Source organism: Sorangium sp. So ce204, assembly GCF_051526795.1.
Classification (GTDB): Bacteria; Myxococcota_A; Polyangia; order Polyangiales; family Polyangiaceae; genus Sorangium; species Sorangium cellulosum_B.
Window position 1 is genome coordinate 11,067,938 of the sequence record NZ_CP150317.1, and the last position, 25,486, is coordinate 11,093,423.

A 25,486-nucleotide genomic window follows, 5' to 3' on the forward strand; every position below is an offset into this window, starting at 1 on the left:
CGCATCCCATTCCGGGCAGCGCCGCGCTCACGGAGCGTCGGTTCGCGGAGCGTCGGTTCGCGGAGCGTCCGGCGCGCGGGCGGCGGGTATAGAATGGCGCCACCATGTACAGGCAGTTCGCGCTCGAGGGCGAGGTCCACACCTCGCTCGACTGTGTGCCGCTCTCGGTGCGGCGGAAGCTGGACCTCGCCGAGATCAAGATCTCTCTCGCAGGGTGGCAGGCGCTGTCGCGCGCGGAGCGGCTCGCCCTGTGTCACCTGCCGGCCGACACCGACGAGGACGTCGCCGTCTACGCCGAGGTGCTCCGCGGCTTCGCGGAGCGCGCCGGGGTCGCCCTCGCCCCCCTCGCGGGCGCGCCGGTGCGCCGCGCGGCCTGGGATCGGGACAGCGTCAGCGCGCGGCTGCGCGAGCGGCTCGGCCCGGACGGCGCGCTCGACGAGGGCGCGCTCGGCCGCCTGGCGGAGCTGACCGAGGAGGAGCGCTACGCCATCGTCAAGCTCGCCGATCCGAAGCGCGGGCCCGAGAAGCTGCGCGCGCTGCTCGGCGAGCTCGGGCTGTCCCGGGACGCCGGCGCAACGCGCTCGCCGTGAGCCAGGCCGCGGCGAGGATCCCGGGCGCGACGAAGGCGCGGGGGAGCGCGCTGTCCGCGCGGCTCGCGCGGGGCGAGCTCGTGGTCCCCTCGCGCTGACGTCCGGCGGCGGAGCGTCAGCGCGCCGCGCTCACCACTTCACCATGACCTTCGACGGGTTGACCTCCGCGGTGACGCGCGGAACGTCGACGAGCACGTCGAGGAAGTCGCTGCCCGGCTGGCTCAGATCGAGGCTCGCCGCCTTGGGCTCCACGCGCGCCACGATCGCGTCGGCGTTGACGGCGCCCACGTCCTCCGGCGTCCCCGTGATCCTCACCTGCACCACGGCCGGCGCGACCGTCGCGCGCGGGATGCCGATCACCTCGACCTTGCGCTCGAACGTCCGCGTGGCGAGCTCGCGCCCGATCTCGAGCGTCGCCATCACGCTCTCGAAGCTGTACGTCACGAGCTTCGGCGGCCGATCGAGCGCCAGCTGCCGCTGGTAGGTGCCCTCCGTGAGCCCGCTGACGTCGAACGGCGCCGTGCGCGCGAGCTGCATCACGTCGACGACCGAGCGCGGGCCGCGGGCGCTGACCATCGGCGGCTCGACCGAGACCATCCCCTTCACGAGGAACCCCTGCGCGACGTCCCCGGTGCGGGGGACGTGCACCGGGATGGCCCGGGTGACGACGTCGTCCCAGCCGAGCTCGATCGTCGACGGGTACATCTGCTCGACCATCAGCCCGGCCGGCACGTGGAACATCGACGCGTCGAGATCGATGTGCGTCACCGTGCCGTTGCGGAGATCGAGCCGCAGCGTCCCGAGGCTGTCGGCGCGCAGGTCGTCGAGCTGCGTCCGGGAGCCGCGCACCGTGACCGCCACCTCGTTCGGGATCTGGGTCATGAGCTGCCGGTTGCTCGACTCGGGCGGGAGGATCCAGACGACGCTGAGCATCAGCGTGCGCTGCGCGTTCTCCGCGCCGTGGATGAAGGCGTAGAGGCACAGCGCGAAGGTGATCGAGAGCAGCTTCAGGCCGAGGTTGTCGAGCAGCGCCGAGCGGAGCGCCTCGCGGATGCCGGCAAGCGTCATGGCTCATCTCGCGGGGGCATCCCCTCCGCGCTCCCCTTGGATGCGGCGGTCGCCGCGACCTGCCCGGTCGGGACGAAGGTGCGCTGCGACGGGACGGGGGAGTCGGTCGCGGCCGCCGCGGGGGCGTCGACCATGGCCGGCCGGCCGCGCTCGGACGGGCGATCCGCGTCCTGCGGCGCGGCCGTCCCCCCGGCGCCGCCCCCGCCCGCGGCGCGCAGGTCAGCGCTGGATCCCGTCGCGGTGCGCGTATCGGCGCTGGATCCCGTCGCGGTGCGCGTATCGGCGCCCGAGCGCATCGGCGTGGACGTCGACATCCGCGCCATCGGCCGCGCGTCGGGGTCCACGGCCGCCTTGATCATCGAGGACGTCTTCGGGACCGGCGTTGCGGGCTTGGCCTCGCTCGGCGCGGGCTTCGCGGCGGCGGGCTTGCCGGGCTCGTGGGCCTGCCCGGCGCCTTGCGTCGCGCCCACGGCGGGGCCGCGCGTCGGCGTGGGGAGGCTCGCGCGGCCGACCTGGGCGACCCTCTTGGCGAAGCGCCGCCTGCGCGACGAGCGGCCGAAGAGCCCGAGCAGCGCGTGTCGCAGCGACTGGCCGTCGAGGTTCGAGACGATGTTGCCGCTGAAGCAGAAGCTGATCGTGCCGCGCTCCTCGCTGACGACGACGACGACGGCGTCGGTCTCCTCGGTGATCCCGAGCGCGGCGCGGTGGCGGGAGCCGAGGCTGGCGTCGAGGATCTTGGTCTCCGGCATCGGGAAGAAGACGCCGGCGCGCGCGATCTTGAGATCGCGGATCAGCACCGCGCCGTCGTGCAGCTTGTTCACCGACTCGGGGACGAACAGCGAGACGAGCAGCTCCCGGGTGACGACCGAGTCGATGTGGATCCCCTCGCTCTTCACGAACTCCAGCACGTTGGCGTCCTGCTCGAAGGCGATGATCGCGCCCATGCGGTGGCGGGCGAGCTCGGTCGCGGCGGCCACCACCTCGTCGATGACGCGCGACTGCTGCTCGCGTCCGCTCGTGAACCAGTTGCTGCCGCCCACGCGGATGAGGGCGCGGCGGATGTCGTTCTGGAAGACGACGACCACGATGAGGATGATCGAGGAGAGGAGCCAGGAGAGGAGGTTGAGGAGCGTGGTCAGGCCGAAGACCTTCGCCCCGAGATAGATGAGGAAGACGATGCCGAGCCCGAGGCCCATCTGCATCGCGCGGGTGCCGCGCAGCACGAGGAGCGCGCGATAGACGACGTAGGCGACGATGAAGATGTCGAAGAAGTCCCGGATGACCTGCGTCGCCGGCCTCACCGAGAAGAGGCGGAGGAACCCTTCAACCATCGCCGCGCGCCCCCTGGGCGACGGGGCCGTCCGGGCGCCGGCGGTCGCCGGCGCCCGCGCGCTCGATCGCGCGCATCACGTCGAGGGCCTGGCGCACGGGGCGGACGTCGTGGACACGGACGGCCGCGGCGCCGCGCGCCGCGCACGCGATCACGGCGGCGACGGTGCCGCCGAGGCGGTCCGGGGGCGGCGCGAGCGGCGCTTCCCCGCCGCCGCCTGGCCCCGCGGCCTCCGAGGCCGCGGCGCGCGCAAGGAACGACTTGCGGCTCGGCCCGACGAGCACGGGGAAGCCGAGGGCGCAGAGCTCGTGCAGCCTGGCGCACAGCTCGAGCGACTGCCGCGCGTTCTTCGCGAAGCCGAGGCCCGGATCGAGGACGAGCTCGCCGTCCGGCAAGCCTGCCTCGAGCGCCCGCGCGGCGGCGCTCGACCACTCGCGGGCCACGTCGGCCACGACGTCGTTGTAGGCCTCGTCGGGGTACGCGGAGAAGCCGGCCATCGCCGACATCGGGCCGCGGCTGTGCATGAGCACGAGCGACGCCCCGCGTTGAGCGCAGAGCGCGCCGAGCTCTGCCGCGCTGTCGAGCGAGATCGAGTTGACCACGGCCGCGCCATCGTCGAGCGCGCGCGCCGCGACGGCGGGGGAGGTCGTGTCGATGGAGACCACCGCTCCCCTCTTCACCGCGTCGCGCACGCTCCCGCCGATGCGCGCGATCTGCTCGTCATCCGGCACGGGCCGCGCGCCCGGCCGCGTCGACTCCGCGCCGATGTCGATCATGTCTGCCCCCTCGGAGAGCATCGCATCGATCTGCGCGAGAGCCGTATCTTCATCCGCAAAGCGACCGCCGTCGGAGAACGAGTCCGGCGTGCGGTTCAGGACCCCCATGATCACCACGCTCCTGCGGCGTTCGAGCAGCATGCGCAGCGGGGACATTTCCTGTGGGTAGCAACTTTTGCGCCGAACGGCAATTGTCTGCTCGAACCGATGTTTTCCAGGAGCAATTGGAACATCGCGAGGGGGTCCGGCGCGTCGCGCTCTGCCAACCGCCGGCTGGGCCGGCGGGCGCGCGCCGGCGTTGGACGGCGCACCGGCGCCCACATTCTTCGGGCGCCGGCTTCCCGGCGGCCGCTCCCCGCTCGGGCGGGGACGCAGCGCGGACCATGGGGAAGAAACGGCGCGGAGGGAACGGAGGGTGCGCAGAGAACGGAGGCCCTCAGGCGAGGGGAAGCGAGGGGAAGCGAGGGAAAGCAAGGCCGAGTCCGCCGCGCGCGGCGCCGAGGCCCCCCCCACGCTCCGCGCGCCGCTGACTCGGCCTTGCTTCTTTGCTAGGGTCCCGCCTACACATTGACATCGGCGGCCCCTCGCGGTCGTCCGGTGGAGGCGGGGACACGCGCGAGCGTGCCCCGTCAACCGTTTCTCAGGCTGCACCAGCGGACGAGACCGAGCGGTTCCATGCTGCGCACGCGTATCCGGGCAGGTCCCCTCGCCGGCTTCGTCTTGAGCGCCCTCTTCGCGGCGTGCTTCGCCGTGCTCGGCGTGGGCGAGCTCTTCATCCCGGCGCTCAGCCCCGAGATGGGCATGCCTGCGCCCGTGACGCTGCGCGTCCCGTACGGTCCGCGGATCGTGCGCGACACGCACGACGGGAGCTTCACGCTTTCGTACGAGCACAGGCGCGTGATCGTGCCGCGCGGCACGGTGCTCTCGGAGCACAACGAGGATCACGACGCCGCGATGGCGTACGAGACGGTGCGGCGGATGCGGCGGCCCGGGCTCGGCGCGCGCATCGCGAGCCTGTACGCCATCTACCTCATCGTCTGCCTGATGCTGACGGTCTACCTGCGTCGCTTCGGGCAGAACCGGGTGCGGCTGCTCCGCACGCAGGTGGGCATGTTCGTCCTGATGACGGGCTCGCTCATCGTCGCGAAGCTCCTCCTGCTCTTCACGGCGCTGCCCGAGTTCTGGATGCCGGTCGCGGCGCTCCCGCTCTGGGTGGCGATCGCGTTCGATCGGCGGACCGCGTTCCTCGTCGAGGTCGGGGTCGCGTTCATCGCGTCGTCGCTGCTCCGGTTCGACGTCGTGCTCCTGTCGGTGCTGCTCGTGCGCGGCATCGCCGCGACGATGTTCTTCTTCAAGCGCAAGGGCTCGCGGCAGCTGCTCGTCGCGGGCAGCCTGGCGGGCATTGCCGGCGCGATCGGGTTCATCGCGCTGACCGTGCTGTTCGAGGGGAGCATCGATCTCGGCGCCGATCTGAAGCGCTGGCTCGGCTCCAACGTGCTCGCCTGCATCGGCGGGGGGCTGCTCGTCGGCGTGCTCGGTCGGAGCCTGAGGGAGCCGGCCGAGCGGGCGATGGGGCACGTGCCCCGCGACAAGCTGCTCGACCTCACCGACCTGGAGCAGCCGCTGCTCAAGAAGATGGCGGCGGAGGCGCCGGGCAGCTGGGAGCACGCGCGCGCGATGGCGAACCTCGCCGAGGCCTCGGCCGCGGCGATCGGCGCCGACGCGCTGCTGACGCGCGTGGGCGCCTACTACCACGACCTCGGCAAGACGGTGCAGCCCAAGTACTTCATCGAGAACCTCGCGCACGGCGAGCGATCGCCGCACGAGGAGCTCGATCCGGACGTGAGCGCCGACGCGATCATGGCGCACGTCGTGATGGGCACGAAGATCCTGCGCGAGGGCAACATCCCCGAGCCGGTGGTCGAGTTCGCGTACACCCACCACGGCACGCAGGTCGTCGAGTATTTCTGGCACAAGTGCGTCGAGCACGGGAACCCGAAGGACCTGACGCAGGAGCACTTCCGCTATCCCGGCATGAAGCCGCAGACGAAGGAGACGGCCATCCTGATGCTCGTCGACTCCATTGAGGCGGCGTCGCGGACCATCTGGCCGCCCGAGCACAAGAAGTTCGAGGAGATGATCCAGCGGGTGATGTTCTCGAAGCTCGCGTCTGGCCAGCTCGATCAATCCGGGCTGACGATCGAGGACCTGCGCATCATGACGAGCCGGATGGCGTCGACGCTGGTCAACATGTACCACGGGCGCATCAAGTACCCGTGGCAGCGCGAGAGCGATCGCGCCGGGCACACGCCTGCGCCGCCGACGGTCACGCCGCACCCCACGCGCCCCGGCACGCCCACGCCCGTCCCCGCGTCCAGCGCGCCGGGTCGGGACGGGAGCGCCGCCCCGCCGCCCTCCTCGAGCGTCAGGGGCGCTGCCCCGCCGCCCCCCGCGAGCACCCGGGGCGCTGCCCCGCCGCCCCCCGCGAGCCCCCGGGGCGCCGTCCCGCCGCCCTCCTCGAGCGCGCGGGGCGCGGTCGCGCCCGTCGTCGTGAGCGAAGCCGGAGGGCCCGTGAAGGACGAGAGCCCAGCGGAGTCCGTGCGAACGCCCAGGAAGACGCACTGAGCAGGCCGGGCGCGCCGCGCGCTCCCGCGGAGGCCGAGCGGCCTGCTCCAGGAAAGGACGGTCCGATGCCTCCCACGATCGAGCAGAGCTTCATGAAGGCCCTCTTCCACGGCATCATCGCCGAGGACATCATCTTCCCGTATCCCGAGATGCCCGCCGAGGACCGGGAGACGACGTCGATGATGGTCGACAGCGTGCGGCGGTTCTTCGCGTCGAGCGTCGACAGCGGCCGGATCGACCGGGAGCACGCCATCGATCCGGGCGTCCTGGCCGAGATGAAGAGGCTCGGCCTGATGGGCCTGCAGATCCCTTCCGAGCACGGCGGCGTCAACCTCAGCAACATGGCGTATACGCGCGTGATGCAGGAGATCGGCGGGCTCGACGCGTCGATCGCCGTCACGCTCGGCGCGCACCAGTCGATCGGCTTCAAGGCGATCCAGCTCTTCGGGACGGAGGAGCAGAGGCAGCGCTATCTCCCGAAGCTCGCGACCGGCGAGTGGATGGCGGCCTTCGCCCTGACGGAGCCGGGCGCCGGCTCCGACGCCGCGGCGATCAGGACGCGCGCCGAGCTGTCGGCCGACGGCTCGTACTACACCCTGAACGGGTCGAAGATCTGGATCACGAACGGCGGCTTCGCCGACGTCTTCACGGTGTTCGCCCGGACCTCGGCGCTCGAGGAGGGCAAGAAGCCGAAGCTCACCGCCTTCATCGTGGAGCGGAGCATGGGCGTGAAGAGCGGGCCGAACGAGCAGAAGCTCGGGATCCGCGGCTCGTCGACGACGGAGCTCTTCTTCGACGACGTGAAGGTCCCGCGCGAGAACGTGCTGGGCGAGGTCGGCAAGGGCTTCAAGGTCGCCGTCGAGGTGCTCAACAACGGGCGCCTCGGGCTCTCGGCGGGGTGCGTGGGCGCGTGCAACACGCTGATCCGGATGGCGCTCGACCGGGTCCAGGAGCGGCGCGCGTTCGGCCGGAGCATCGGCGACTTCGGGCTCATCAAGGACAAGATCGCGACGATGCTGGCGCACACGTACGCGCTCGAGTCCATCACGTACCTGACGGCGAGCCTCGTCGACGCCAAGGTCCCCGACTTCTCGATCGAGAGCGCGATCTGCAAGGTCATGGGGAGCGAGACCCTGTGGTTCGTGGTCAACGAGACGCTCCAGATCGCGGCCGGCATCGGCTACATGGAGGAGTACCCCTACGAGCGGCACCTGCGCGACGCGCGGATCAACATGATCTTCGAGGGGACGAACGAGATCCTGCGCTGTTTCATGGCGCTCTCCGGGATGAGCGGCCCGGGCAAGGCGCTCGCGGACGTCGCGAAGGCGATGCGAGAGCCCATCAAGGGCTTCGGGCTGCTCAGCGATTTCGCGCTCCGCAAGGCGCGCTCGGTGCTCGGGCGCGAGCGGATGTCGAAGGCGCACCCGCTGCTCAGCCGGGAGGCAGTGATCTTCGAGGACTGCACCGCCGAGCTCGCCACCCACAGCGAGGACATGCTCCGGAAGCACGGGCGGGAGATCGCGGAGATGCAGTACGCGCAGCGCCGCATCGCGGAGATGGCCATCGATCTCTACTGCATGGCCGCGTGCATCTCGCGCACGACCCGGGCCATCGAGCGGCGCGGGGAGGACGGGGCGCGGCGGGAGATCGATCTCACGACCGTGTTCACCGGCATGGCGCAGAAGCGGCTGAGGCAGCACGTCGCCGACTTCCAGAAGAACGACGACGAGCTGCGCAAGGCCATCGCGGTGCGAGCTTATGCGGATCGCGCCTACCCCTTCGACATCCTGTAATCGCAGGCTGCCGCACCTCGACGGACATCGATTCACCTCAAGTCACATCAAGTGACATCGAGTGACATCGAGTCACACACGCGCCACGCGCGCTCCGGCGCGGTACGCTCATTCATTGTGAGCTGCGCTCTGTTTCGGGACGTTTTCAGCTCACCGCCCGGACGGATTGCTCTATAGTTTGATCAGGCGTAGTATTGGGGGTGGGCCCTTCGACAGGAATCGGGTGATCACTTGTCCCAGGCTAGAGCATTGGGTGGCAGGTGCGGAGCCATGAAGGAGACTGCTGAAGGTCGTGCCGTCATGGACAAGTACCGTCTCGAGCGCAGGCTCGGAGGCGGTGGGATGGGTGATCTGTGGCTGGGCTTCGATATCAAGCTCAGGCGGCGGGTCGTCATCAAGTTCATCCGGAGCTTCGCGGCGACGGAGCCGGAGCTCGTCGCCCGCTTCGAGCGCGAGGCCCGCGCGTCCGCGCGCGTCCGGAGCCCCTATGTCGTCGAGACCTACGATTACGGCGTCGATCGCGGCTGCGCGTTCATCGTCATGGAGTACCTCGAGGGAGAGGACCTGAATCGCCGCCTCGAGCGCGAGGAGCGGATCCCGCTCGCGCAGGCGACGGCCTTGTTCACGCAGCTCGGCAAGGCCCTCGACGCGATCCACGCCGCGGGGGTGATCCACCGGGATCTGAAGCCGGGGAACATCTTCATCACCTCTTCGGCGGGCGACGATCTGGTCAAGGTCGTCGATTTCGGCGTCGCGAAGTCGTCCTGCTCGCGCGATCGGATCACGAAGACAGGCATGGTCCTCGGGACGCCCAGGTACATGAGCCCCGAGCAGACCATGGCGCCCAGGCAGGTCGATTACAGGAGCGATCTCTGGTCGATGGCGGTGATCCTCTACCGCGCGATCACCGGCCAGTGTCCCTTCGCGGGCGCCAACATCAATGAGCTGGTCAGGCACATCTGCCAGACGTCGTTCCCGAAGGCGTCCAAGCTCGCGCCGGAGCTCCCGCCCGGGATCGACGCGTTCTTCGCCCGGACGTTCGAGTTCGATCCCGAGGCGCGGTTCCAGTCGGGCAAGGAGATGATGGAAGCGTTCTCCGCGATCGTGCAGGTGCCAGCCTCCCCGCCGTCGTCGGAGTCGCTGCGCGCGATCCCCGCCCCGCCGCCGTCCGAGCGGAGCGCCATCGTGAAGCGGAGCGCGGTAGGCGCGGTCGCGGCCCCGCTCCGCTGCGCGGTGGATGATCAGACGACCATGGCCGCCATGCTGGCGGCGCCGGCGAACGACCTCGGCAGCCCCGCGGCGACGGACGCGGCCGTCGAGCCCGCCTCCGCCTCGTGCGACCGGCACAGCGAGGTCGAGCTGGACAGCCGCGTCCTGCCGCCGCTCCGGGTCCCCTGGATGGTCGCCGTCGGCCTGCTCATCGCGGCCGCTTTCGTCGTTTGCCACAGCGTGGCTCAGGGCGCGCCGTGGTCGCTCGAGGCCGCGGAGAGCCCGGCGGCCGGAGGACCGTGATCTCGCGGGGCGTCGCGACGCCGCCCTGACGCTCGTATCGCCGGCCATCGCCAGGGCGCGGCGGCGCCGTTACCGCGCGCTGGTCGTGGGCGCGTCGGTGACGCCGGACGTCCACTTGAGCTTCGGGGCGCCCTCGTCGATCCAGCGGTCGCGCACCCGGCGCGCGAGCTCGGGGTGCTCGGTCGACTTCACGGCCATCGCGGCCACGAGGCATGTCCCCGGCCACGACTCGTAGACGGCGATCGCGCCGACGTACTCGTCGCTCGCGAGCACCGAGTCGACGCTGCCCTGGAGGACCTTGAACACGAGCGGCCGCACCTCACCGTCGATCTCCTGCGTCGTGCGGATGATCTGCGCCTCCCCGAGCCGCACGCCATAACCGTCGGCGAGCGGCGCGTTCTTCGCCCAGAACTCGTCGAGGCAGCTGTCGGGGTCGCTCGGCCCCGCGGTGGTCGTGTAGACGACCGACAGGGCGGCGTAGTGCTCGTCGCCGTACCGGAAGGTCGCGCGCGTCGGGTAGGTCAAGATCCGCACCCTGCGCCAGCTCTTCCAGTCGACCAGGGGTACGTCGAGCGTCTTGAACCGGTCCTGCCGCCTCCCCCACGGCTCGGCCAGCAGCCGCTCCAGCGCGGCCCGCTCGGGGTCCGCCGCGTCGCCCCCCGGGTTCTCGCGGGTGACCGACGCCGGCGTCGGAGGCAACCCCGGCGGCCTCGTCGGGGGGGTGCTGCTGCAGGCGACGAGCGCGAGGGACGCGAGCACCGGGACCACCGGCGCGGCCCCCCGGCGTGTGGACGAGCGCGCAGTCGACCTGGAGCAGGACATGAGCAACACGAGCCTCGGCGAGCGGCCTCATCGGCGGCGGCCACGCGGGCGGATCCCGCGGCGCCGCTACAATCCGACCTCGCGCATCGCGATTTTATTCTTGTCGAAGACGCCAAGACCGAGCTCGCCCGCGATGCGGATGTACGAAGGTTCACGGCTCGCCTCTTTCAGCGTGGGCAGCCCGTTCTCCTTGCGCCACGTCTCGACGACGCCCCAGCCGATCACGTCCATCGCGACCGGATCGGTCGTGGCGTAGACCGACTCGTGGAGGACGCGCCGCTTCGGGTTCTTGTCGAGCGGGCCCTGGTCGTAGATGAGCTTGAAGCCGTCCGTGATGTGCAGGCGGACACGGCTCTTCACGACGTCCTGCCCGTAGAGCTCCGCGATCTGCGGGCTCGCGGTGTGCTCGTGGAAGGAGTGCGGGTTGATGGTCGCGCCGTGGGTGATGTTCTTGAGGCAGCCGGTATAGCCGCAGATCGAGTGGTCCTTGATCAGCGAGACGTTGATCACCGCCGTCGCCTGGGTGAACGGGCGCACGAACTTGGTGGGGATGCCGCAGACCGAGATGCTCGGCATCACCGCGTCCTTGTTCTCGTGAACCGCGGCGCGGATCCCGGCCGGGAACTCGGCCGCCGGCTTGGCGCTGCGGTCGGCGCAGCGGGTGCCGGCGAGGAAGGACGGGTACTGCTCGAAGATCTCCACGTTCTCCGCGGGGACGCCGGCCGCGATCACCCCGCGCACGATCTCGAGCACGAGCTCCTTGTTGGTGGCCATGGTCGCCCCCTTCTGGCCGGCGATCCCGTTGGTCTTGATCGCCACGCGGTCGTCCTTGTGGACGAACCGCGCGAAGGCGGCCCCGAGGTCGGCCTTCCCGGTGAGCTCGGCCATCGCCCGCTCGAGCATCACCTTCGCCGCGGACGCGTCGGGCCAGAGGCCGTTCGGCTGCATCGAGTTCGACTTCGTGACCTTCACGATCTTCCCCGGAATGGAGAGCGGCGTGAAGCCGGGGGGCGGCGAGGCCGCGAGGCTCAGGGGCGCCTCCGCGAACGCCGCGCGCGGGCCGAGGAGCGCGGCGCCCGCGGCGCCGGCGACGAGCCCGCCAAGGAAGCCTCGGCGCGAGCGCCCCGCGGGGCCGGGATCAACGAAGCGACGGGGATCGTGGGGCATAAGACCTCGTGGTGAGCGCCTCGCGGCGGTGGTGGATGCCGCCGGTCGCGGGGCGCCCGGGGCGCTGATGGTAGCCGAGCTTCTCGCTCGAGACACGGCGCTCGGTCGCCCGGCGGCGCGGTCGACCGCGCCGCGCCGGCCGCGCCGCGCGCCTCCGCCATGGCGGCGCCAGGCCCCGGAGCGCCTCCCATCCGGGATTTGCTCGGGTTTCCAGGCAAACGCGCGCCGGCACGCCGCTCGCTTGGCGGTGGCGGCGACGCCGAGGAGACGAACGCCGCGCGCGGGTGCGCGGAGGGCGACGTCCCTGGCACGAGACCGGAAGACCGGAAGACCGGAAGGAGACGCGGCACGATGCAAGCGACATCGAAGGGGACAGGCTCGCCCGCCGGGCCGGCCGATGCGGCGCAGGACGACGAGGTGATTCGCCCGTGGCGAGAGCGGGCGCTGGCGGCGCTGAGGGACTCGGCCTGGACCGCGCTGGGCGGCAAGGTCGCGGCCTACATTGCGGGGTTCTTCGCGCTGGCGCTCGTGGGCTCCGGCCACGCGCTGAGCCTGCTCCCGGCAACCCCGGCCCGCCCGACAGACCCGACCGCGGAGCTGGCGATGGTCGCCGGCGATCCAGCGCCGCTCGGCTCCGCCGGAAGCCCGCCGCCGCAGGCCGGAAGCCCGCCGCCCCAGGCCACCTCCGAGCCCGGCGCCGACGCGGGGGCTGCAGCGGTAGAGCCGCCGCCGCCCAGCGATGGCGGGACGGGCGCGCCCGCGGGCGGCGGCGTGACCGCAGACGGAAAGGTCGTGCTGAACCTCGCGACCGAGGCGGACCTCCGGCGCCTCCCCGGCGTCGGCCCGGCGAAGGCGGCCGCGATCCTGGCGCTGCGAGCCAAGCTCAAGCGCTTCCGGAAGGTCGATGACCTGCTCCGGGTCAAGGGGCTGGGCCGGCGGTCGCTGAAGCGGCTGAGGCCGCTCGTGCTCGTCGATCCGCCTTGACGCTGGACGCGAGCCGCAGCGCCAGCTCGCCGCCTCGGTCGAGCCGTCCAGACAGGGAGTCTGCCAGGACCGGTCAACGCGCGGCGCGTGAGATGTCGAGTCGAGGCGCGCTCGTTCTCTTCGGTATCCCCGCGACGAGATCGCGCGCGCGACGCCAGACATCGCGGACGCGGCGCGCGGCGACTCGCTGGGATCGGCGCGGTCTGGCGAGCTCTCGCGCGGATGCCCCCTTGCCCCCCCGGGGCGCTCGGGCACACTGCGCCGCGATGCACGTCCACTTCGTCGCCGTCGCGGGCACCGGCATGGGTGCGCTGGCGGGGCTCTTCAAGGCCGCGGGGCACGACGTCTCGGGCTCCGACGTCTCGTTCTACCCGCCGATGGGGCCGGCCCTCGAGCGGTGGGGCGTCCGGCTCCTGACCGGGTTCGATCCCGCGCACCTCGACCCCCGGCCCGATCTCGTCGTGATCGGCAACGTCTGCCGCCCGACGAACCCCGAGGCCCGCGCCGCGATCGACGGAGGCATGCGGGTGACCACGATGGCGCACGCGCTCGCGGATCACATGCTCGCCGGCCGCTCCCCGCTCGTCGTGGCCGGCACACACGGCAAGACGACGACGAGCTCGATGTGCGCGTGGATCCTCCACGAGGCGGGCAGGGACCCTGGCTTCCTCATCGGCGGCCTGCCGAAGAACTTCGAGGCGAGCTTCCGCCTGCCCCGGAGCGCCTCCTCGGCGAGCGACCGCCGCGGCCTGCCGCTGCTCGGCGAGGCGGGCGCCGGGCGCCGCAGGACGCCGTTCGTCGTCGAAGGCGACGAGTACGACACCGCCTTCTTCGAGAAGACGCCGAAGTTCTGGCACTACCAGCCCGAGGTGGGCGTCGTCACGTCGATGGAGCACGATCACATCGACATCTACCCCGACGCCGCGTCCTACGAGGCGGCGTTCCGCGGGTTCGTCGAGCGGATCCCGGAGACCGGGCTCGTCGTGGCGGCCGCGCACGATCCGCGGGTCGTCGAGCTCGTGTCGCGATCGGCGCGCGCAGAGGTCGCGTGGTTCGCGCTCGAGGGCGACGACACGCACGGGCGGCCGCCGCACTGGCTCGCCGCGCCCGCGGAGGCCGGCGAGAGCGGCCAGTCGTTCGATCTGTACGCCGGCGGCGTCCTGGCCGGGCGCTTCGCCCTGCAGATGCCGGGGCACCACAACGTGCGCAACGCCATCGCCGCGATCGCGGCCGCGGCGCAGGGATTCGGCGTGCCGCTCTCGACCGCGACCACGGCGCTCGCCGGCTTCGCGGGCGTCCGGCGCCGGCAGGACCTCCTCTTCGAGGCGCGCGGGGTCCGCGTCTACGACGACTTCGCGCACCACCCGACCGCGGTGGACGAGACGCTGCGCGCGCTCCGGTCCAGGCACCCGGCAGGCGCGCTGTGGGCGGTGTTCGAGCCGCGCAGCGCGACCGCGTGCCGCGCCCTCCACCAGGAGCCTTACGCGCGCGCGTTCGAGGCGGCCGACCGCGTCGTGCTGGCGCCGCTCGGGCGGCCGGACATCGCCGCCGGCGAGCGGCTCGATCTCGACAGGCTGGTGCGCGACATCGAGCGCGGGGGCAAGCGCGCGGAGGCGGCGGCCTCGGTGGACGCGATCGTCGCCGCCATCGCGCGCGACGCGCGGGAGGGCGACACGATCGCGCTCCTGTCCAACGGGGCGTTCGGCGGCATCTACGAGAAGCTCCGCGGCGCGCTGTCGGCGGGGGCGCGATGAGCGCGCGCGGATCCGCCGAGCTGCTCGAGCTCTCCGGGATCGCGCTGCGCGTCGCCGAGGAGGCGGCGGCGCTCGTCCTGGCCGGGTTCCGGGCAGGGCCGCGCGGCCTGCGCGTGGAGGAGAAGGGGCCGCACGATCTCGTGACCGAGTTCGACCGGGCGAGCGAGGACCTGCTCGTCGCGCGGCTCGACGCGCTCACGCCCGGCGTCGCCGTCGTCGGTGAGGAGCAGAGCGCCGCCCGCCGCGCGGAGCCGCGCGGCGGGCTCGTCTGGTACCTGGATCCGCTCGACGGCACGACGAACTTCGTCCACGGCCATCCGTTCTGGTGCGTGTCCGTCGGCCTGATGGAGGACGACGTGCCCGTCGCCGGCGCCGTCGTCGCGCCCGCGCTCGGGCTCCGCTGGACGGGCTTCCGGCCGCGCGGCGCCGTTCGCGCGCCGGTGATCGACGGAGAGGCGCGCCGCAACGGCGAGCGATGCGCGGTCAGCGCAACGGCGTCGCTGGAGCGCGCGATGGTGGCGACCGGCTTCCCGCCGATCCGCGACAGGGCGCCGGACAACAACTTCGACGCCTTCATGACCGTCAAGCGCAATGCGCAGGCCGTGCGTCGTTGCGGCAGCGCGGCCATCGATCTCTGCATGGTCGCGGACGGAACCTACGATGCGTACTGGGAGCGCCGGCTGCATGCATGGGACGTCGCCGCCGGAAGCGCGATCGTACGCGCCGCGGGCGGCGTCATCACCGCGCTCGACGGCGGTCCACCGAACTACCACACAGGCAACATCATGGCGTCGAACGGCCTCGTCCATGCCTCCATCGTCGCGCTGTTCTCTCACCCGGGCTCGCCGACCTGCTAGGCGCCGGCGACCAGCGAACGCGACCATCAAACGAACGCGACCATCAAAACATGAGCAAAACACGAGAACGTACGGAAAACGTGCGGAAGAGCTGTTGACGGAGCCGCCCAGTGAACTATCCTATGGTTGTTCCCTCTGCCGACTTCGTGAGGCGCTGGACAATTGAATCCCGAGTAAGCAAGAACCAGGGAGCCAGCAACGATACCGTGGTGAGCTAGGCCCGGAACCATTCACCGGGAAGCCTGAAGCGGTACTTAGGCTCCCACCTAGCAGCTATGCTAGGGGTTCAAGTCCTTCGGCCCACGTCCTCGGCGGTACGGAACATCTCTCCCCTGCGGGCCGTCCAAGCGGCCCGCAGTTTTTTGATGCCCTCGACATGCGCGCGGCGACCGGCGCACCGCGGCATCACCTGACGGCGGGGCTACCCCCGCCTTGTCCGGTGCCGCGAGCGCCGCGGCGCTCGCGGCACCGGACAAGGCCAAGCACACCGCACGAGGAACGGGGAGCCCGCAGGGCGGCGCAGGCGGGGCACGCGGCGCACGGCCCGGCTTTTGTTTCCGTTCTCATCCCCCTTCCGGTAGCTTCGGGCCTGCGATGGATACGAGATCCCCTCGATCTGCAGGTGCGCAGCACGACGAGCAGCGCCCGCTCGTCGGCGCAGCGCGGTTTGGGTCGTCAAGCCTCCTCGCGCGCCGCCTCCCCGGCAGCTCGCGCTTCGTCCGGCGCCTGGCCTTGACGCTCGCGATCCTCACCGTGCCCGGGGCCGCCCTGGCGGCGGTGACGATCAAGGGCCGGGCCACGGGCATGCCCAAGCTCCTGAACCCGGTCTGGAACGAGGCCAAGGACCCGAAGGCGAACCGGTACACCTTCCGCGAGCCGTCCCCGACCGTCCGCGCCGATGTCCGCGCGCTCTTCGGCTACGCGCCGAAGGAGCTGTGCATCGCCGCGCTCGGCGAGAAGGGCGCGCCGCAGAAGACGCCGCGCTCGATCGTCATCGCGGGCGGCCGCACCTCCCCGGTGACGATCGTCGTCGCCGAGGGCCAGCAGATCCAGTTCGAGAACCAGGACCCGTTCCCGCACAAGATCTACGACGTCGGCAACAAAGGGCTCCAGCCGGTCGAGATCGCCGCGGCCAAGACCCGCGCCTGGACACCGCCAGGCCCCGGCAAGTACGAGCTCCGCGACCAGCTCGCCCCGAGCGTCCGGTCGTGGATCGTCGTCGAGCCGAGGGCGGTGGCCGTCGCCTACCCGGATCGTCAGGGCAACTTCGCCATGGAGATCGAGGCCGGCACGTACACGCTGCAGGGCTACTTCAACGGCGAGCCGGTCGGGAAGGCCATCGAGGCGATCGTGAAGCCCGGGCCGGACGAGCAGTTCATCAGGGAGCCGGTCGTCGTGGGTCAGGCCGGCGGACCGAGCGCGGAGGCTGGAAAGTAGGCCATGCTGCTGTCGCGTTTCTGGTACGGGGTGCTGGCGCTCGCGCTCGGCGCCGCGGTCTTCGTCCTCTTCGTCGCCGCGCAGCTCTACAACCGCTCGAGCCACCGCGCGATGAGCGAGGCGCTCAGCGCCGACTCCAGCGCTGTCGAGTGGTTCCTCAACGACGACGCCCGGAAGCGCTCGAGCGCGCTCATCCGGGTCGCGTTGAACCCGGCCCTGCGGACCGCGCTCGCCAAGTCGTCGGCCGAGGCCAAGCCCGGCGCCGAGGTGCGCGAGAAGGCCCGCACCGCGCTGCGCACCGCGGCCGCGGAGGTGCCCCCGGAGCTCAAGTTCGATCACGTGTGGGCCGTCGACGCGGCGGGGCGGGTGGTGGCGTCGGTGGACTTCGAGCACCGCGAGGACTGGGAGCTCGGCGGCTACCCGCTGGTCGCCGACGCCCTCCACGGCTGGATCCGCGATGACGCGTGGGTCTGGAAGGGCCGCATCCTCCGCGTCGTGGCGCGCCCCGTCGAGCAGGACGTCAACGGCGAGCCGGTCGGCGCCGTGATCGGCGCCAAGATCATCGACGACACCTTCGCCCGCGCCGTCACGAAGCGCACCGGCGCCGCCGTCGGCTTCTACGCCGAGGGGGCGCGCGTCGCCTCCGGCGCGCCCGAGGGGTTCGACAAGGCGAACCTCGACCAGATCACGCAGGATCTGAAGCTGCTCGACGACAACAAGGACTACATCGAGAAGGGGCGCTCGGAGGTCCGCGTCATCGGCCAGCACCTCGGCGTGGTCTACGCGCGGCTGCCCGGCGAGGCGTGGGAGCTCGGCGCCGGCTACGCGGTCGGCCGCCTCGCGGCGTCGGTCGACTCGCCGCTCAACTTCCTCGACAAGGCGAACAACGACGACAAGAGCGAGGTGCCCACGGCGCTGATCCTGGTCGGCGTCCTCGCCATGGCCGCGATCGGGCTGGTGCTCTCGTTCCTGGAGCACACGCGGCCGCTCCATGTCTTCCGCGGCGAGGCGACGCGCTTCTCCAAGGGCGAGGTCGACGTGCTGGCGCCGAGCCGCTTCCGCGGCGCCTACAGGAAGATCGCGGCCGACATCAACGACGGCGTCGAGAAGGTGGCCGCGAAGGGCGGCGCGCCCCGGAAGGCCGCCGACCTCGAGCAGGTGCTCGGCCCGATCCCGACGCAGCCGGCGATGAGCGCGTTCTCGGTGCCGCTCGGCCCCGGCGAGCCGCGCCCCGACTCGCGCCCCTCGTACCCGAAGCCCATGGTGAGCCCGCGCGGCCCCACGCGGCGGCCCGGCTCGCACCCGCTCAGCGGCCCGCCGCCGGCCCGCGACTCCGTGGAGCCTGTCGAGGCGATCGAGGAGGTCTCGGACGCGGCGGGGATGGCGATCTCCGCCCTCGAGCCCGCGGGCGCTCCCGGGCGCCCGCCGCCGCGGCGCCCGCCGCCGCCGCCGCCGCCCAGGGCGCCGGGGGCGCCCGCCGCGCCGAACCCGCTCCCCGAGCCGATGAGCGCGCCGGCCGCGCCGGCCGCGCCGCAGGACGGCGCGGGAGATCCGGACGAGCTCACCGAGTGGAACGCCGTCTACGAGGAGTTCCTGTCGGTCAAGCAGCAGTGCGGGGAGCCCACGAACGCGCTCACCTTCGAGAAGTTCAAGGGGACCCTGCAGCGCAACAAGGACGCGCTCGTGGCTCGCCACAACTGCTCGCGTGTTCGCTTCACGGTCTACGTGAAGGACGGCAAGGCGGCGCTGAAGGCGTCTCCGGTGAAGTGAGGCCGAGCGGCGGGGATCGCCGCGCGGCCGGGACGGGGGGGTCATGAGACGAGGATCTGCCGGCGCCGCGGGCGCCGCGTTCGCTGCGATGGTGGCCGCCGGCGCCGCGCGCGCGTCGTCGGGGCTCGACTCGCCCGACATCGGGGTGCTCCAGCTCGGCCGCGGCGGGGCGTGGATCGCGCGGGCGGACGATCCGCTCGCCGCCTACTTCAACCCGGCGGGGCTCGCCTCGCAGCGGAGCGGCGCCCACGGCGGCGTCCACTTCATCCAGCTGGCCCAGTGCTTCACGAGGCTCGGCCCCGGCGGCCGCCCCGTCCCGCCGAGCGCCACGACGGCGATCCCGGCGCCCGGCAGCGACGGGGGCCCCGACCCCGAGGTGTGCGCCGAGGGCGGCCTGTTCCCGAACCCGCAGCTCGCGGCGACCCTGCGCGTGAGCGACGCGCTCGCCCTTGGCGTCGCGGTGCTCGGCCCGCACGGCGTCGGCGAGCGGGCATGGCCCGAGTCGCTCCGGTACACGCACCCGAGCTTCGGCGACATGACGCAGCCGTCGCCCCAGCGGTACCTGCTCACGTCGCTCGACGCCCTGATGTTGATGCCGACGCTCTCGGTCGGCTTCACCCCCGCGGAGGGGGTCTCGCTCGGCGCCGGCTTCATCTGGGGCACGGCGACGATCGATTTCGTCAACTTCAGCGAGGCGCTCTCGGGCGAAGGGGGCGACGACTTCAAGGCGCACGGCGATCTGCGCACGCGCGCGGAGGCGACCGACCTCTTCGTCCCGGGCTTCGTCCTCGGCGCGCGCTGGGCGGCGGCGGCTCACCTCGACCTGGGCGCATGGTTCAAGTGGCAGGACGCCGTGCGCGCGAAGACCGATCTCACCATCGAGTCCCGCTACTGGACGCCGGCAGGGGCGAAGGACGAGGCGCCGTGCAGGGGCGAGGCGCCGGAGTGCAACGTCACCGAGGAGCAGGGCGCCGGCGATCTCACGATGCGGATCCCCATGGAGGCGAAGCTCGGCCTCCGGTACCACATGCCCCGCGCCGGCGCCGGCGCCGGCGCGCGGCGCGCGGCGAGCGCGCGCCGCGCCTCCGCCGCCGAGCCCCGCGTCCGCGACCCGATGGCGGATGACCTCTTCGACGTGGAGCTCGACTTCACCTGGGCGAACAACAGCGCGGTCGACGCGATCGAGGTCCGGTTCCGCGAGGGCATCCCCGTGCGCGGCACGAGCGTGGGCACGGTGCCGCCCAACGCCGACGTCCCGCACCGCTGGCGAGACGTCCTGGGAGTCCGGCTCGGCGGCGATTTCGTCGTGCTCCCGAGCCTCCTCGCGCTGCGCGCCGGCGGCTTCTTCGAGAACAAGGGGCAGGACGACGCCGATCTGAACCTCGACTTCCACCTCGGCTACCGGATCGGCGTCGGGGCCGGCGTGACCGCGCGCGTCGGCCCGGTCGACATTTCAGCCGCGTTTCAGCACACGTCCTTCGGTGCGCTGGACAACGGCGGAAACGGGCGCCTCAAGGCCGTCTCCGGCGCTGCGCTGAGCGGCTACCGCAGCATCCAGAGCGTCAACGGCGGCCGCTTCGAGAGCAGCCTGGACGAGTTCGGTCTGAGCGGAACCATGCGCTTCTGAGCGGGCGGCTGCTCGGGCGTGTCTCCGGCGTGCCTCCGGCGTAGTGGAGCGGAGCGCAGGACGCGCGGAGCGCAGCACGCGCAACGCAGCGGAGGCGCGCCGGACCGCCGGGGCGGTCGACGCGGAAGGCGGTCGCGCCTATAAGATGCCTCCACCATGAGTGAATCGAACGTCCGCAACCTGGTCATCATCGGCTCCGGCCCCGCCGGGCTCACCGCTGCCATCTACGCGGCGCGCGCCAACCTGAAGCCGCTCCTCATCGAGGGCTTCAGCGCCGGCGGCCTGATCCCGGGGGGCCAGCTCATGTTCACGACCGACGTCGAGAACTACCCGGGCTTCCCCGAGAAGATCACCGGCCAGGAGCTGATGCAGCGGTTTCGCGATCAGGCCGCCCATCAGGGCACGGAGATCGTGACGGCGGACGTGACCAAGGTCGAGCTGACGGGCCACCCCTTCAAGGTGTGGGTGGAGGACACGCTCTACCTGGCGAAGGCGGTGGTGATCGCGACGGGCGCGCGCGCCAACTACCTCGGCCTCGAGAGCGAGGACAAGCTCAAGAACAAGGGCGTCAGCGCCTGCGCCGTCTGCGACGGCGCGCTCTTCCGCGGCCAGGACGTCGTGGTCGTCGGCGGCGGCGACACGGCGATGGAGGAGGCCACCTACCTGTCCGGGCTCTGCAGCAGCGTCACGCTGGTGCACCGCCGCGACGAGTTCCGGGCGTCGAAGGCGATGATCCAGCGCGTGGTCGAGAACCCGAAGATCAAGATCCTCTACAGCCACGTGGTGGAGGAGGTGCTCGACGTGAAGGCCGACACGGTGACGGGCGTCCGCGTGAAGAGCACGAAGACGGGCGACAGCCACCTCGTGCCGGCGGCGGCGATGTTCGTCGCGATCGGCCACACGCCGATGACCGATCTCTTCGTCGGGCAGCTCGACACGCACCCGAACGGCTACCTGAAGACGGTGCCGGGCTCGACGCGCACCAACATCCCGGGCGTCTTCGCCGCGGGCGACGTGCAGGACTGGAACTACCGCCAGGCCGTCACGGCCGCTGGCACGGGCTGCATGGCGGCCCTCGACGCGGAGCGCTGGCTCGCGCAGCAGGGCGGCCACTGAGAGGACGACCATGGTCGAAGCGCTGCGCGAAGAGCTCGCCGATCTGACCGCCTCGGTCCGGGCGTTCCTGGAATGGCACGCAATGACCGGCGCGGACGGAATGCCGGGCCACCCTGCAGCGCTCCACGAGGCGCTGGGCGCGGCTTCGTCGGAGGGCGCTACGCCGGCGCTTCGGCGGCCGGAGCGCGGCTTCTCCGGGCAGGATGCGCCCTCACCGCCGGTGGCGCGAGGGGGCAGCGGCGCGGCGTTCTCGCCGCCGCCGCCGCGCGGTGGCGCCGCGAGCGCCTCCCTGCCGCATCCGGAGCAGCGCGTGAGCGCCGCGGGCGTTTCCCCGCGGCCGGAGCAGCGCGGCGGCTTCGAGTCGCAGGGCGCGTGGTCGCCGACGCAGGCGCAGCGAGGTCCCGAGCCGTCGCCCCGGCCTGCCGTGAGCGCCGCACCGGCACAGCGCGCGGAGACGGCCGTACGCGCGAGCGCAGCGCTGCCGGACACGAAGGAGGAGCGCGCGGCGCGGCTCTCGCTCCTCGCGGAGGAGGTCCGCACCTGCCAGAAGTGTCCGCTCCACGAGGGCCGCACCCACACCGTGTTCTCGCGCGGCGATCCGAGCTCCGAGGTCGTGTTCGTCGGCGAGGGGCCAGGGGCGGAAGAGGACCTGCAGGGGCAGCCGTTCGTCGGCGCGGCGGGGCAGCTGCTCGACAAGATGATCGCGGCGATGGGGTACCACCGCGACGAGGTCTACATCTGCAACATCGTGAAGTGCCGGCCGCCGAAGAACCGGAAGCCAGAGCCGGCCGAGATGGCGGCATGCAGCCCGTACCTCACGGCTCAGCTCGCGCTGATCAAGCCGAAGGTGATCGTGGCGCTCGGCGCCACCGCGGTGCAGGGGCTCATCGGCACGAGCGAGGGGATCACGAAGCTCCGCGGCACGTGGAAGCTCTACAAGGGCTCGATCCCGATCATGCCCACGTTCCACCCGGCCTACCTGCTCCGCCAGCCGAGCGCGAAGCGAGAGGTCTGGAGCGACCTGAAAGAGGTGATGCGCCACCTCGGCAAGAGCGCGCCCGACAGAGGCTGAGGTGGCCGCGTGCGCTTCCGGGCGCGGGCAGCCAGCGGCTCAGGTACCCGCCGTCCGCGCAGGCGCCGAGCCGCACGCGCTCGCCGCTGTCGGCGCAGGCGCCGAGCCGCACGCGCCCGGCGAACCGAGCCCGGCCGAGCGGCCCTCGCTGCTGTCGATCGTGCGCTGCGCGCTGGTCCTCCTCGGCGCCCTGCCCTGGTGCCTCCCCCTCGCGCGGAGCCGCGCGCCGCTCGGAGAGCTCGGCGCAGCGCTCGATCGTGTCTTCGCGCCGATGTGCCACCGGATGCCCGAGCGATCCCTCGCGCTCGACGGCGTCGTCATGCCGCTCTGCAGTCGCTGCGCTGGCATCTTCGCCGGGATCGCGGCGGGCGCCGCGATCGCGCGCCCTCGGCTGGCGATGGCGGCGTGGCGCCCGATCCTCATCGCCCTCGCCGCGCTGATGGCGGTCGACGTGGCGACCCAGGACCTCGGGCTGCGCCCCGTCTGGCATGCGAGCCGCCTCGCCACGGGCGTGGCCTTCGGTTATGCCGCGGCCGCGGCGTTCCTCGCAAAGATCGCACGCCGCCCGCTCTAGGTGCTACTTGCGGCCGCCCATGGCCCTGCACTCGTGGACAGGGCCCTTCGTGGCATTGCGAACGCAATCGCTGTACGCGGCGAGGCCGTCCTTCCACTTGCCCGTGTCCTGGAGCGCCGAGCCCAGGTAGAGATAGGGGAGCGCGTCGCTCGGATCGGCCGCGATGGCCGCGCGGGATGCCTCGATCGCGTCCTTGTACCTGCCGCGGTTGAGGAAGCTCAGCGCCTCCTTCTTCAGCTTGCCCGCGTCCTCGGCGCTGGCCGCCGGCGCCGCGGCCTTCTCTGCCTCAGCCTTCTCCGCCGCGGCCTTCTCTGCCTCGGCCTTCTCCGCCGCGGCCTTCTCCGCCTCAGCCTTCTCCGCCTCAGCCTTCTCCGCCGCGGCCTTCTCTGCCTCGGCCTTCTCCGCGTCGGCCGCCGCCTTCACCGGATCGGGAACGGCGCCGGCCCCTTTTGCAGAGGACTCCGTCAGCGCCGATTCGGTTTGCGCAGGCGTCTTCGCCCGTGCCGGAGAGGGAGCGCCCGCCGCGGCCAAGAGCTTCGTCTCGGCGGGCGCTGGCTTCGGAGGCGGCGCGGCCATCGCGACCGGCGCAGGTGAGGACGGCTTGCTCGAGAACACCGCCTTGGTGACGACCGCCACGGAGATCACCCCGGCGAGCCCCGCGACCGCCGCGACGATCCGACGAAGGCGCGCCCGCCGGGCGAGGGTCTCGGGCGACAGCTGATGAACCACGACGAGGCGCTCATCAGCGTGATCGTCGGGGCCGCTGGCCACCTCGGCGAGCGGCGGGAACGACTCTTCCTCCTCGCGCCGAAAGAACGCCGCCGTGGGCGACGAAGGGTCGATGAGATCGAGCGCATCCTCGTCGGACGCCAGCTCACCGGGCGGCGACGCAAGGGCACCCGGCTGGCTCAGGGCGCCGGCTTGTGGAGCCATGATCAACGGGTCGTGCTCCAGCGCCTTGTCAGGGTCCGCGCCGTCCGTGTCGCCTGGAACGGCGCGCTGCGCGGCGAACGCCTCGGACGCCGGCGCGAGCGTGGCCACGGGCGCAGCCGCAACGACCGGTGCAGCCGCAACGACCGGCGCAGCCGCAACGACCGGCGCAGCCGCAACGACCGGCGCAGCCGCAACGACCGGCGCAGCCGCAACGACCGGCGCAGCCGCAACGACCGGCGCAGCCGCAACGACCGGCGCAGCCGTAGCCGCCTCCGCGACGATCGGCGCGGCGGGCGCCTCGAGAGCCGGCGACACAGCGGGAGCGTCGTCCACGGCGCTGGCTGCCAGCGCGGGAGCGGCGGAACACCCAGCTACCTCGGCGACGACGTCCGAGCCGCTCGCGACCGGCCTCGCGGAGTCCCTTGTCGCGACGGCCGGCCCCTCAGGCGCCGCCGACACCCGCGGCTGGGAGGCCCGGGGACGGAGACTTCGGCCCCTGTTCGCGCGGGCCGATCCAAGAAGTCGCTTCGACATGTCCGAACCATCCTCCCGTGATTGTCACGCCCCCGATGGCGCAGGGGACCGGCGACTCGCCCTATTCATGATCCAGGCCGACCCCAACGGCGAGCGCTCGCCCGTGCATTTCCGTGCCTTCGCGGCGCCATCGCGTGTGCCGGATCGTGCCGCGGTCACCCCAGCCAACCCTACCCGCGCTCGAACGAGCACACACGCGATCTCACCCCACCGCGTTCGACAGCCCCTCCGCAAAAATGCGCACCGAGCGCACCCGCTGCCCCCTGCGGCCGGTGCGCCCCGAAGGCACGCCCATCCAGGTGAGGGAGCCCCCCGGCGCCGCGCACGTCAGCCTCCACCGAGCTGCACCGGCCGCCCCGCGACCGGGGCCGCGCGGAGCAGGACGAGCGTGTCGAGCTTCTTCTTCGCGTCGGAAGCCATGACCGTGCCCGCCAGGTTGTGCGCCATCTCCCAGGGCACCTCGTCGTCCGCCGAGAAGAAGGCCACCGTCGCGCTGCACGCGGCGATGTCCTTCGTGAGCTGCTCGCCGGTGTTCGACAGATCCGGGCCGGCGAGCCCCTTGCGCTGCTTCTTGCCCATGCCGCCGCCGAACGGCCAGATCGCCGTCGCGAGATCCTTCAGCACCATCGTGCTGACGGCGCAGGAGGGCGGCTTCGACGCGCGCCCCTCGGGGACCACCGTGATCTCCTTCGGGAGGTCGTCTCGCCCGTCGGTCTTGATGACGACCTTCGGCGCGCCGGCCGCGCCGAGCTCGGTCACGACGGCGGCGACGGCGCTCGGCTTCGCCCTCTTGTCGGCCAGCAGCGTCACGGGCTTGCCCTCGATCGGCAGCTCGCGGATCACCTTCGTCAGCTTCTCGGGCCCATCCTTGTGCGCCAGATCCACGCGCTGGCCGCCGATGTAGGGGCCCATGGAGTCGACGAGCAGCTCGGGCATGCCCTTCGGCTTCGGCGGCGCGACGGGCGCCTCGGCGCTCGGGGCTGCCGTGGCGGCCGCGCCAGGCTCGGCGGGCTTCGGCGCGCTCTCGCACGCCGCCGCGGCCAGGAGCAGGCCGGCGGCGAGCGCGAGGCGCGGCGAGGCGCTGACAAGGAGGCAGGAAGCTCTCATGACGCGGCAGTGTAACCAACCGGCCTGGCTCCGCGCAC

20 protein-coding genes and 1 other RNA gene are annotated in these 25,486 nt (G+C 72.1%); 14 read left to right on the forward strand and 7 right to left on the reverse strand.

Annotated features, from left to right (window positions below; all coding sequences use genetic code 11):
- The first annotated feature begins 104 nt into the window (after window positions 1-104).
- Window positions 105-590, forward strand: a complete 486-nt coding sequence (locus tag WMF22_RS41710) for a nitrate reductase associated protein (RefSeq protein ID WP_437295486.1) — start codon at window positions 105-107, stop codon at window positions 588-590.
- A gap of 129 nt (window positions 591-719) precedes the next feature.
- Here WMF22_RS41710 and WMF22_RS41715 read toward each other — a convergent pair whose 3' ends face one another.
- The 3 genes from WMF22_RS41715 to folP are packed head-to-tail and all read right to left on the reverse strand — an operon-like array spanning window position 720 to window position 3,905.
- On the reverse strand, window positions 720-1,658 hold the full coding sequence (locus tag WMF22_RS41715) for a CdaR family protein (protein ID WP_437295487.1): 939 nt from the start codon (window positions 1,656-1,658) through the stop codon (window positions 720-722).
- Window positions 1,655-2,989 (reverse strand): diadenylate cyclase CdaA, encoded by a 1,335-nt coding sequence (gene cdaA, locus WMF22_RS41720; RefSeq protein ID WP_437295488.1) that lies wholly within the window; start codon window positions 2,987-2,989, stop codon window positions 1,655-1,657. The genes WMF22_RS41715 and cdaA overlap by 4 nt, the downstream gene beginning before the upstream one ends.
- Window positions 2,982-3,905: a dihydropteroate synthase gene (folP, locus tag WMF22_RS41725; protein ID WP_438033353.1), complete on the reverse strand. Its 924-nt coding sequence runs from the start codon at window positions 3,903-3,905 to the stop codon at window positions 2,982-2,984. Before folP ends, cdaA begins: the two co-directional genes overlap by 8 nt.
- A gap of 534 nt (window positions 3,906-4,439) precedes the next feature.
- Here folP and WMF22_RS41730 point away from each other — a divergent pair.
- The 3 genes from WMF22_RS41730 to WMF22_RS41740 all read left to right on the forward strand — a co-directional run bounded on the left by WMF22_RS41730 (window position 4,440) and on the right by WMF22_RS41740 (window position 9,694).
- Window positions 4,440-6,389, forward strand: coding sequence for an HDIG domain-containing metalloprotein (locus WMF22_RS41730; protein ID WP_438033354.1), 1,950 nt, complete (start codon window positions 4,440-4,442; stop codon window positions 6,387-6,389).
- Window positions 6,390-6,454: 65 nt separating this feature from the next.
- Window positions 6,455-8,182 carry an acyl-CoA dehydrogenase family protein gene (locus WMF22_RS41735; protein ID WP_438033355.1) on the forward strand — a complete coding sequence of 576 codons (1,728 nt, stop codon included), beginning with the start codon at window positions 6,455-6,457 and terminating at the stop codon, window positions 8,180-8,182.
- Between the two features lie 270 nt (window positions 8,183-8,452).
- Entirely contained in the window at window positions 8,453-9,694 is a 1,242-nt protein-coding gene (locus tag WMF22_RS41740; RefSeq protein ID WP_438033356.1) for a serine/threonine-protein kinase, read from the forward strand.
- Window positions 9,695-9,763: 69 nt separating this feature from the next.
- Here the strand turns inward: WMF22_RS41740 and WMF22_RS41745 are convergent, their stop codons facing one another.
- Entirely contained in the window at window positions 9,764-10,516 is a 753-nt protein-coding gene (locus WMF22_RS41745) for a hypothetical protein (protein WP_438033357.1), read from the reverse strand.
- 66 nt (window positions 10,517-10,582) lie between these two features.
- On the reverse strand, window positions 10,583-11,683 hold the full coding sequence (locus WMF22_RS41750; protein WP_437295494.1) for a DUF362 domain-containing protein: 1,101 nt from the start codon (window positions 11,681-11,683) through the stop codon (window positions 10,583-10,585).
- Window positions 11,684-12,034: 351 nt separating this feature from the next.
- On the opposite strand from WMF22_RS41750, the gene WMF22_RS41755 reads away from it, so the two are divergent.
- The 10 genes from WMF22_RS41755 to WMF22_RS41800 all read left to right on the forward strand — a co-directional run bounded on the left by WMF22_RS41755 (window position 12,035) and on the right by WMF22_RS41800 (window position 22,874).
- Complete coding sequence (locus WMF22_RS41755; protein WP_437295495.1) at window positions 12,035-12,667, forward strand: ComEA family DNA-binding protein; 633 nt, start codon at window positions 12,035-12,037, stop codon at window positions 12,665-12,667.
- Between the two features lie 266 nt (window positions 12,668-12,933).
- Window positions 12,934-14,421, forward strand: a complete 1,488-nt coding sequence (locus WMF22_RS41760; RefSeq protein ID WP_437295496.1) for a UDP-N-acetylmuramate--L-alanine ligase — start codon at window positions 12,934-12,936, stop codon at window positions 14,419-14,421.
- Window positions 14,418-15,278: an inositol monophosphatase family protein gene (locus WMF22_RS41765; protein WP_438033358.1), complete on the forward strand. Its 861-nt coding sequence runs from the start codon at window positions 14,418-14,420 to the stop codon at window positions 15,276-15,278. The genes WMF22_RS41760 and WMF22_RS41765 overlap by 4 nt, the downstream gene beginning before the upstream one ends.
- Before the next feature lie 129 nt (window positions 15,279-15,407).
- Window positions 15,408-15,600, forward strand: a non-coding RNA gene (gene ssrS / locus WMF22_RS41770) — 6S RNA.
- A gap of 272 nt (window positions 15,601-15,872) precedes the next feature.
- On the forward strand, window positions 15,873-16,715 hold the full coding sequence (locus tag WMF22_RS41775) for a hypothetical protein (RefSeq protein WP_437295498.1): 843 nt from the start codon (window positions 15,873-15,875) through the stop codon (window positions 16,713-16,715).
- Window positions 16,716-16,718: 3 nt separating this feature from the next.
- Window positions 16,719-18,485, forward strand: a complete 1,767-nt coding sequence (locus tag WMF22_RS41780; protein ID WP_437295499.1) for an MXAN_5187 family protein — start codon at window positions 16,719-16,721, stop codon at window positions 18,483-18,485.
- A 43-nt stretch (window positions 18,486-18,528) separates the two neighbouring features.
- Complete coding sequence (locus tag WMF22_RS41785) at window positions 18,529-20,112, forward strand: OmpP1/FadL family transporter (protein WP_437295500.1); 1,584 nt, start codon at window positions 18,529-18,531, stop codon at window positions 20,110-20,112.
- Between the two features lie 156 nt (window positions 20,113-20,268).
- Window positions 20,269-21,228 carry a thioredoxin-disulfide reductase gene (trxB, locus tag WMF22_RS41790; protein ID WP_437295501.1) on the forward strand — a complete coding sequence of 320 codons (960 nt, stop codon included), beginning with the start codon at window positions 20,269-20,271 and terminating at the stop codon, window positions 21,226-21,228.
- A 10-nt stretch (window positions 21,229-21,238) separates the two neighbouring features.
- Entirely contained in the window at window positions 21,239-22,300 is a 1,062-nt protein-coding gene (locus tag WMF22_RS41795; protein ID WP_437295502.1) for a uracil-DNA glycosylase family protein, read from the forward strand.
- A 1-nt stretch (window position 22,301) separates the two neighbouring features.
- Window positions 22,302-22,874, forward strand: coding sequence for a DUF2085 domain-containing protein (locus tag WMF22_RS41800; RefSeq protein ID WP_437295503.1), 573 nt, complete (start codon window positions 22,302-22,304; stop codon window positions 22,872-22,874).
- Window positions 22,875-22,877: 3 nt separating this feature from the next.
- On the opposite strand, the gene WMF22_RS41805 is transcribed toward WMF22_RS41800, so the two are convergent.
- Complete coding sequence (locus tag WMF22_RS41805) at window positions 22,878-23,915, reverse strand: hypothetical protein (RefSeq protein WP_438033359.1); 1,038 nt, start codon at window positions 23,913-23,915, stop codon at window positions 22,878-22,880.
- A gap of 753 nt (window positions 23,916-24,668) precedes the next feature.
- Window positions 24,669-25,448 (reverse strand): ExbD/TolR family protein, encoded by a 780-nt coding sequence (locus WMF22_RS41810; RefSeq protein ID WP_437295505.1) that lies wholly within the window; start codon window positions 25,446-25,448, stop codon window positions 24,669-24,671.
- Window positions 25,449-25,486: the final 38 nt, after the last annotated feature.

What these genes read in the sequence shown, in the direction of transcription:
- WMF22_RS41710 (WP_437295486.1), top strand. Translation starts at nt 105, where the DNA reads ATGTACAGGCAGTTCGCGCTCGAGGGCGAGGTCCACACCTCGCTCGAC.
- WMF22_RS41715 (WP_437295487.1), bottom strand. Translation starts at nt 1,658, where the DNA reads ATGACGCTTGCCGGCATCCGCGAGGCGCTCCGCTCGGCGCTGCTCGAC.
- cdaA (WP_437295488.1), bottom strand. Translation starts at nt 2,989, where the DNA reads ATGGTTGAAGGGTTCCTCCGCCTCTTCTCGGTGAGGCCGGCGACGCAG.
- folP (WP_438033353.1), bottom strand. Translation starts at nt 3,905, where the DNA reads ATGCTGCTCGAACGCCGCAGGAGCGTGGTGATCATGGGGGTCCTGAAC.
- WMF22_RS41730 (WP_438033354.1), top strand. Translation starts at nt 4,440, where the DNA reads ATGCTGCGCACGCGTATCCGGGCAGGTCCCCTCGCCGGCTTCGTCTTG.
- WMF22_RS41735 (WP_438033355.1), top strand. Translation starts at nt 6,455, where the DNA reads ATGCCTCCCACGATCGAGCAGAGCTTCATGAAGGCCCTCTTCCACGGC.
- WMF22_RS41740 (WP_438033356.1), top strand. Translation starts at nt 8,453, where the DNA reads ATGAAGGAGACTGCTGAAGGTCGTGCCGTCATGGACAAGTACCGTCTC.
- WMF22_RS41745 (WP_438033357.1), bottom strand. Translation starts at nt 10,516, where the DNA reads ATGTCCTGCTCCAGGTCGACTGCGCGCTCGTCCACACGCCGGGGGGCC.
- WMF22_RS41750 (WP_437295494.1), bottom strand. Translation starts at nt 11,683, where the DNA reads ATGCCCCACGATCCCCGTCGCTTCGTTGATCCCGGCCCCGCGGGGCGC.
- WMF22_RS41755 (WP_437295495.1), top strand. Translation starts at nt 12,035, where the DNA reads ATGCAAGCGACATCGAAGGGGACAGGCTCGCCCGCCGGGCCGGCCGAT.
- WMF22_RS41760 (WP_437295496.1), top strand. Translation starts at nt 12,934, where the DNA reads ATGCACGTCCACTTCGTCGCCGTCGCGGGCACCGGCATGGGTGCGCTG.
- WMF22_RS41765 (WP_438033358.1), top strand. Translation starts at nt 14,418, where the DNA reads ATGAGCGCGCGCGGATCCGCCGAGCTGCTCGAGCTCTCCGGGATCGCG.
- WMF22_RS41775 (WP_437295498.1), top strand. Translation starts at nt 15,873, where the DNA reads ATGGATACGAGATCCCCTCGATCTGCAGGTGCGCAGCACGACGAGCAG.
- WMF22_RS41780 (WP_437295499.1), top strand. Translation starts at nt 16,719, where the DNA reads ATGCTGCTGTCGCGTTTCTGGTACGGGGTGCTGGCGCTCGCGCTCGGC.
- WMF22_RS41785 (WP_437295500.1), top strand. Translation starts at nt 18,529, where the DNA reads ATGAGACGAGGATCTGCCGGCGCCGCGGGCGCCGCGTTCGCTGCGATG.
- trxB (WP_437295501.1), top strand. Translation starts at nt 20,269, where the DNA reads ATGAGTGAATCGAACGTCCGCAACCTGGTCATCATCGGCTCCGGCCCC.
- WMF22_RS41795 (WP_437295502.1), top strand. Translation starts at nt 21,239, where the DNA reads ATGGTCGAAGCGCTGCGCGAAGAGCTCGCCGATCTGACCGCCTCGGTC.
- WMF22_RS41810 (WP_437295505.1), bottom strand. Translation starts at nt 25,448, where the DNA reads ATGAGAGCTTCCTGCCTCCTTGTCAGCGCCTCGCCGCGCCTCGCGCTC.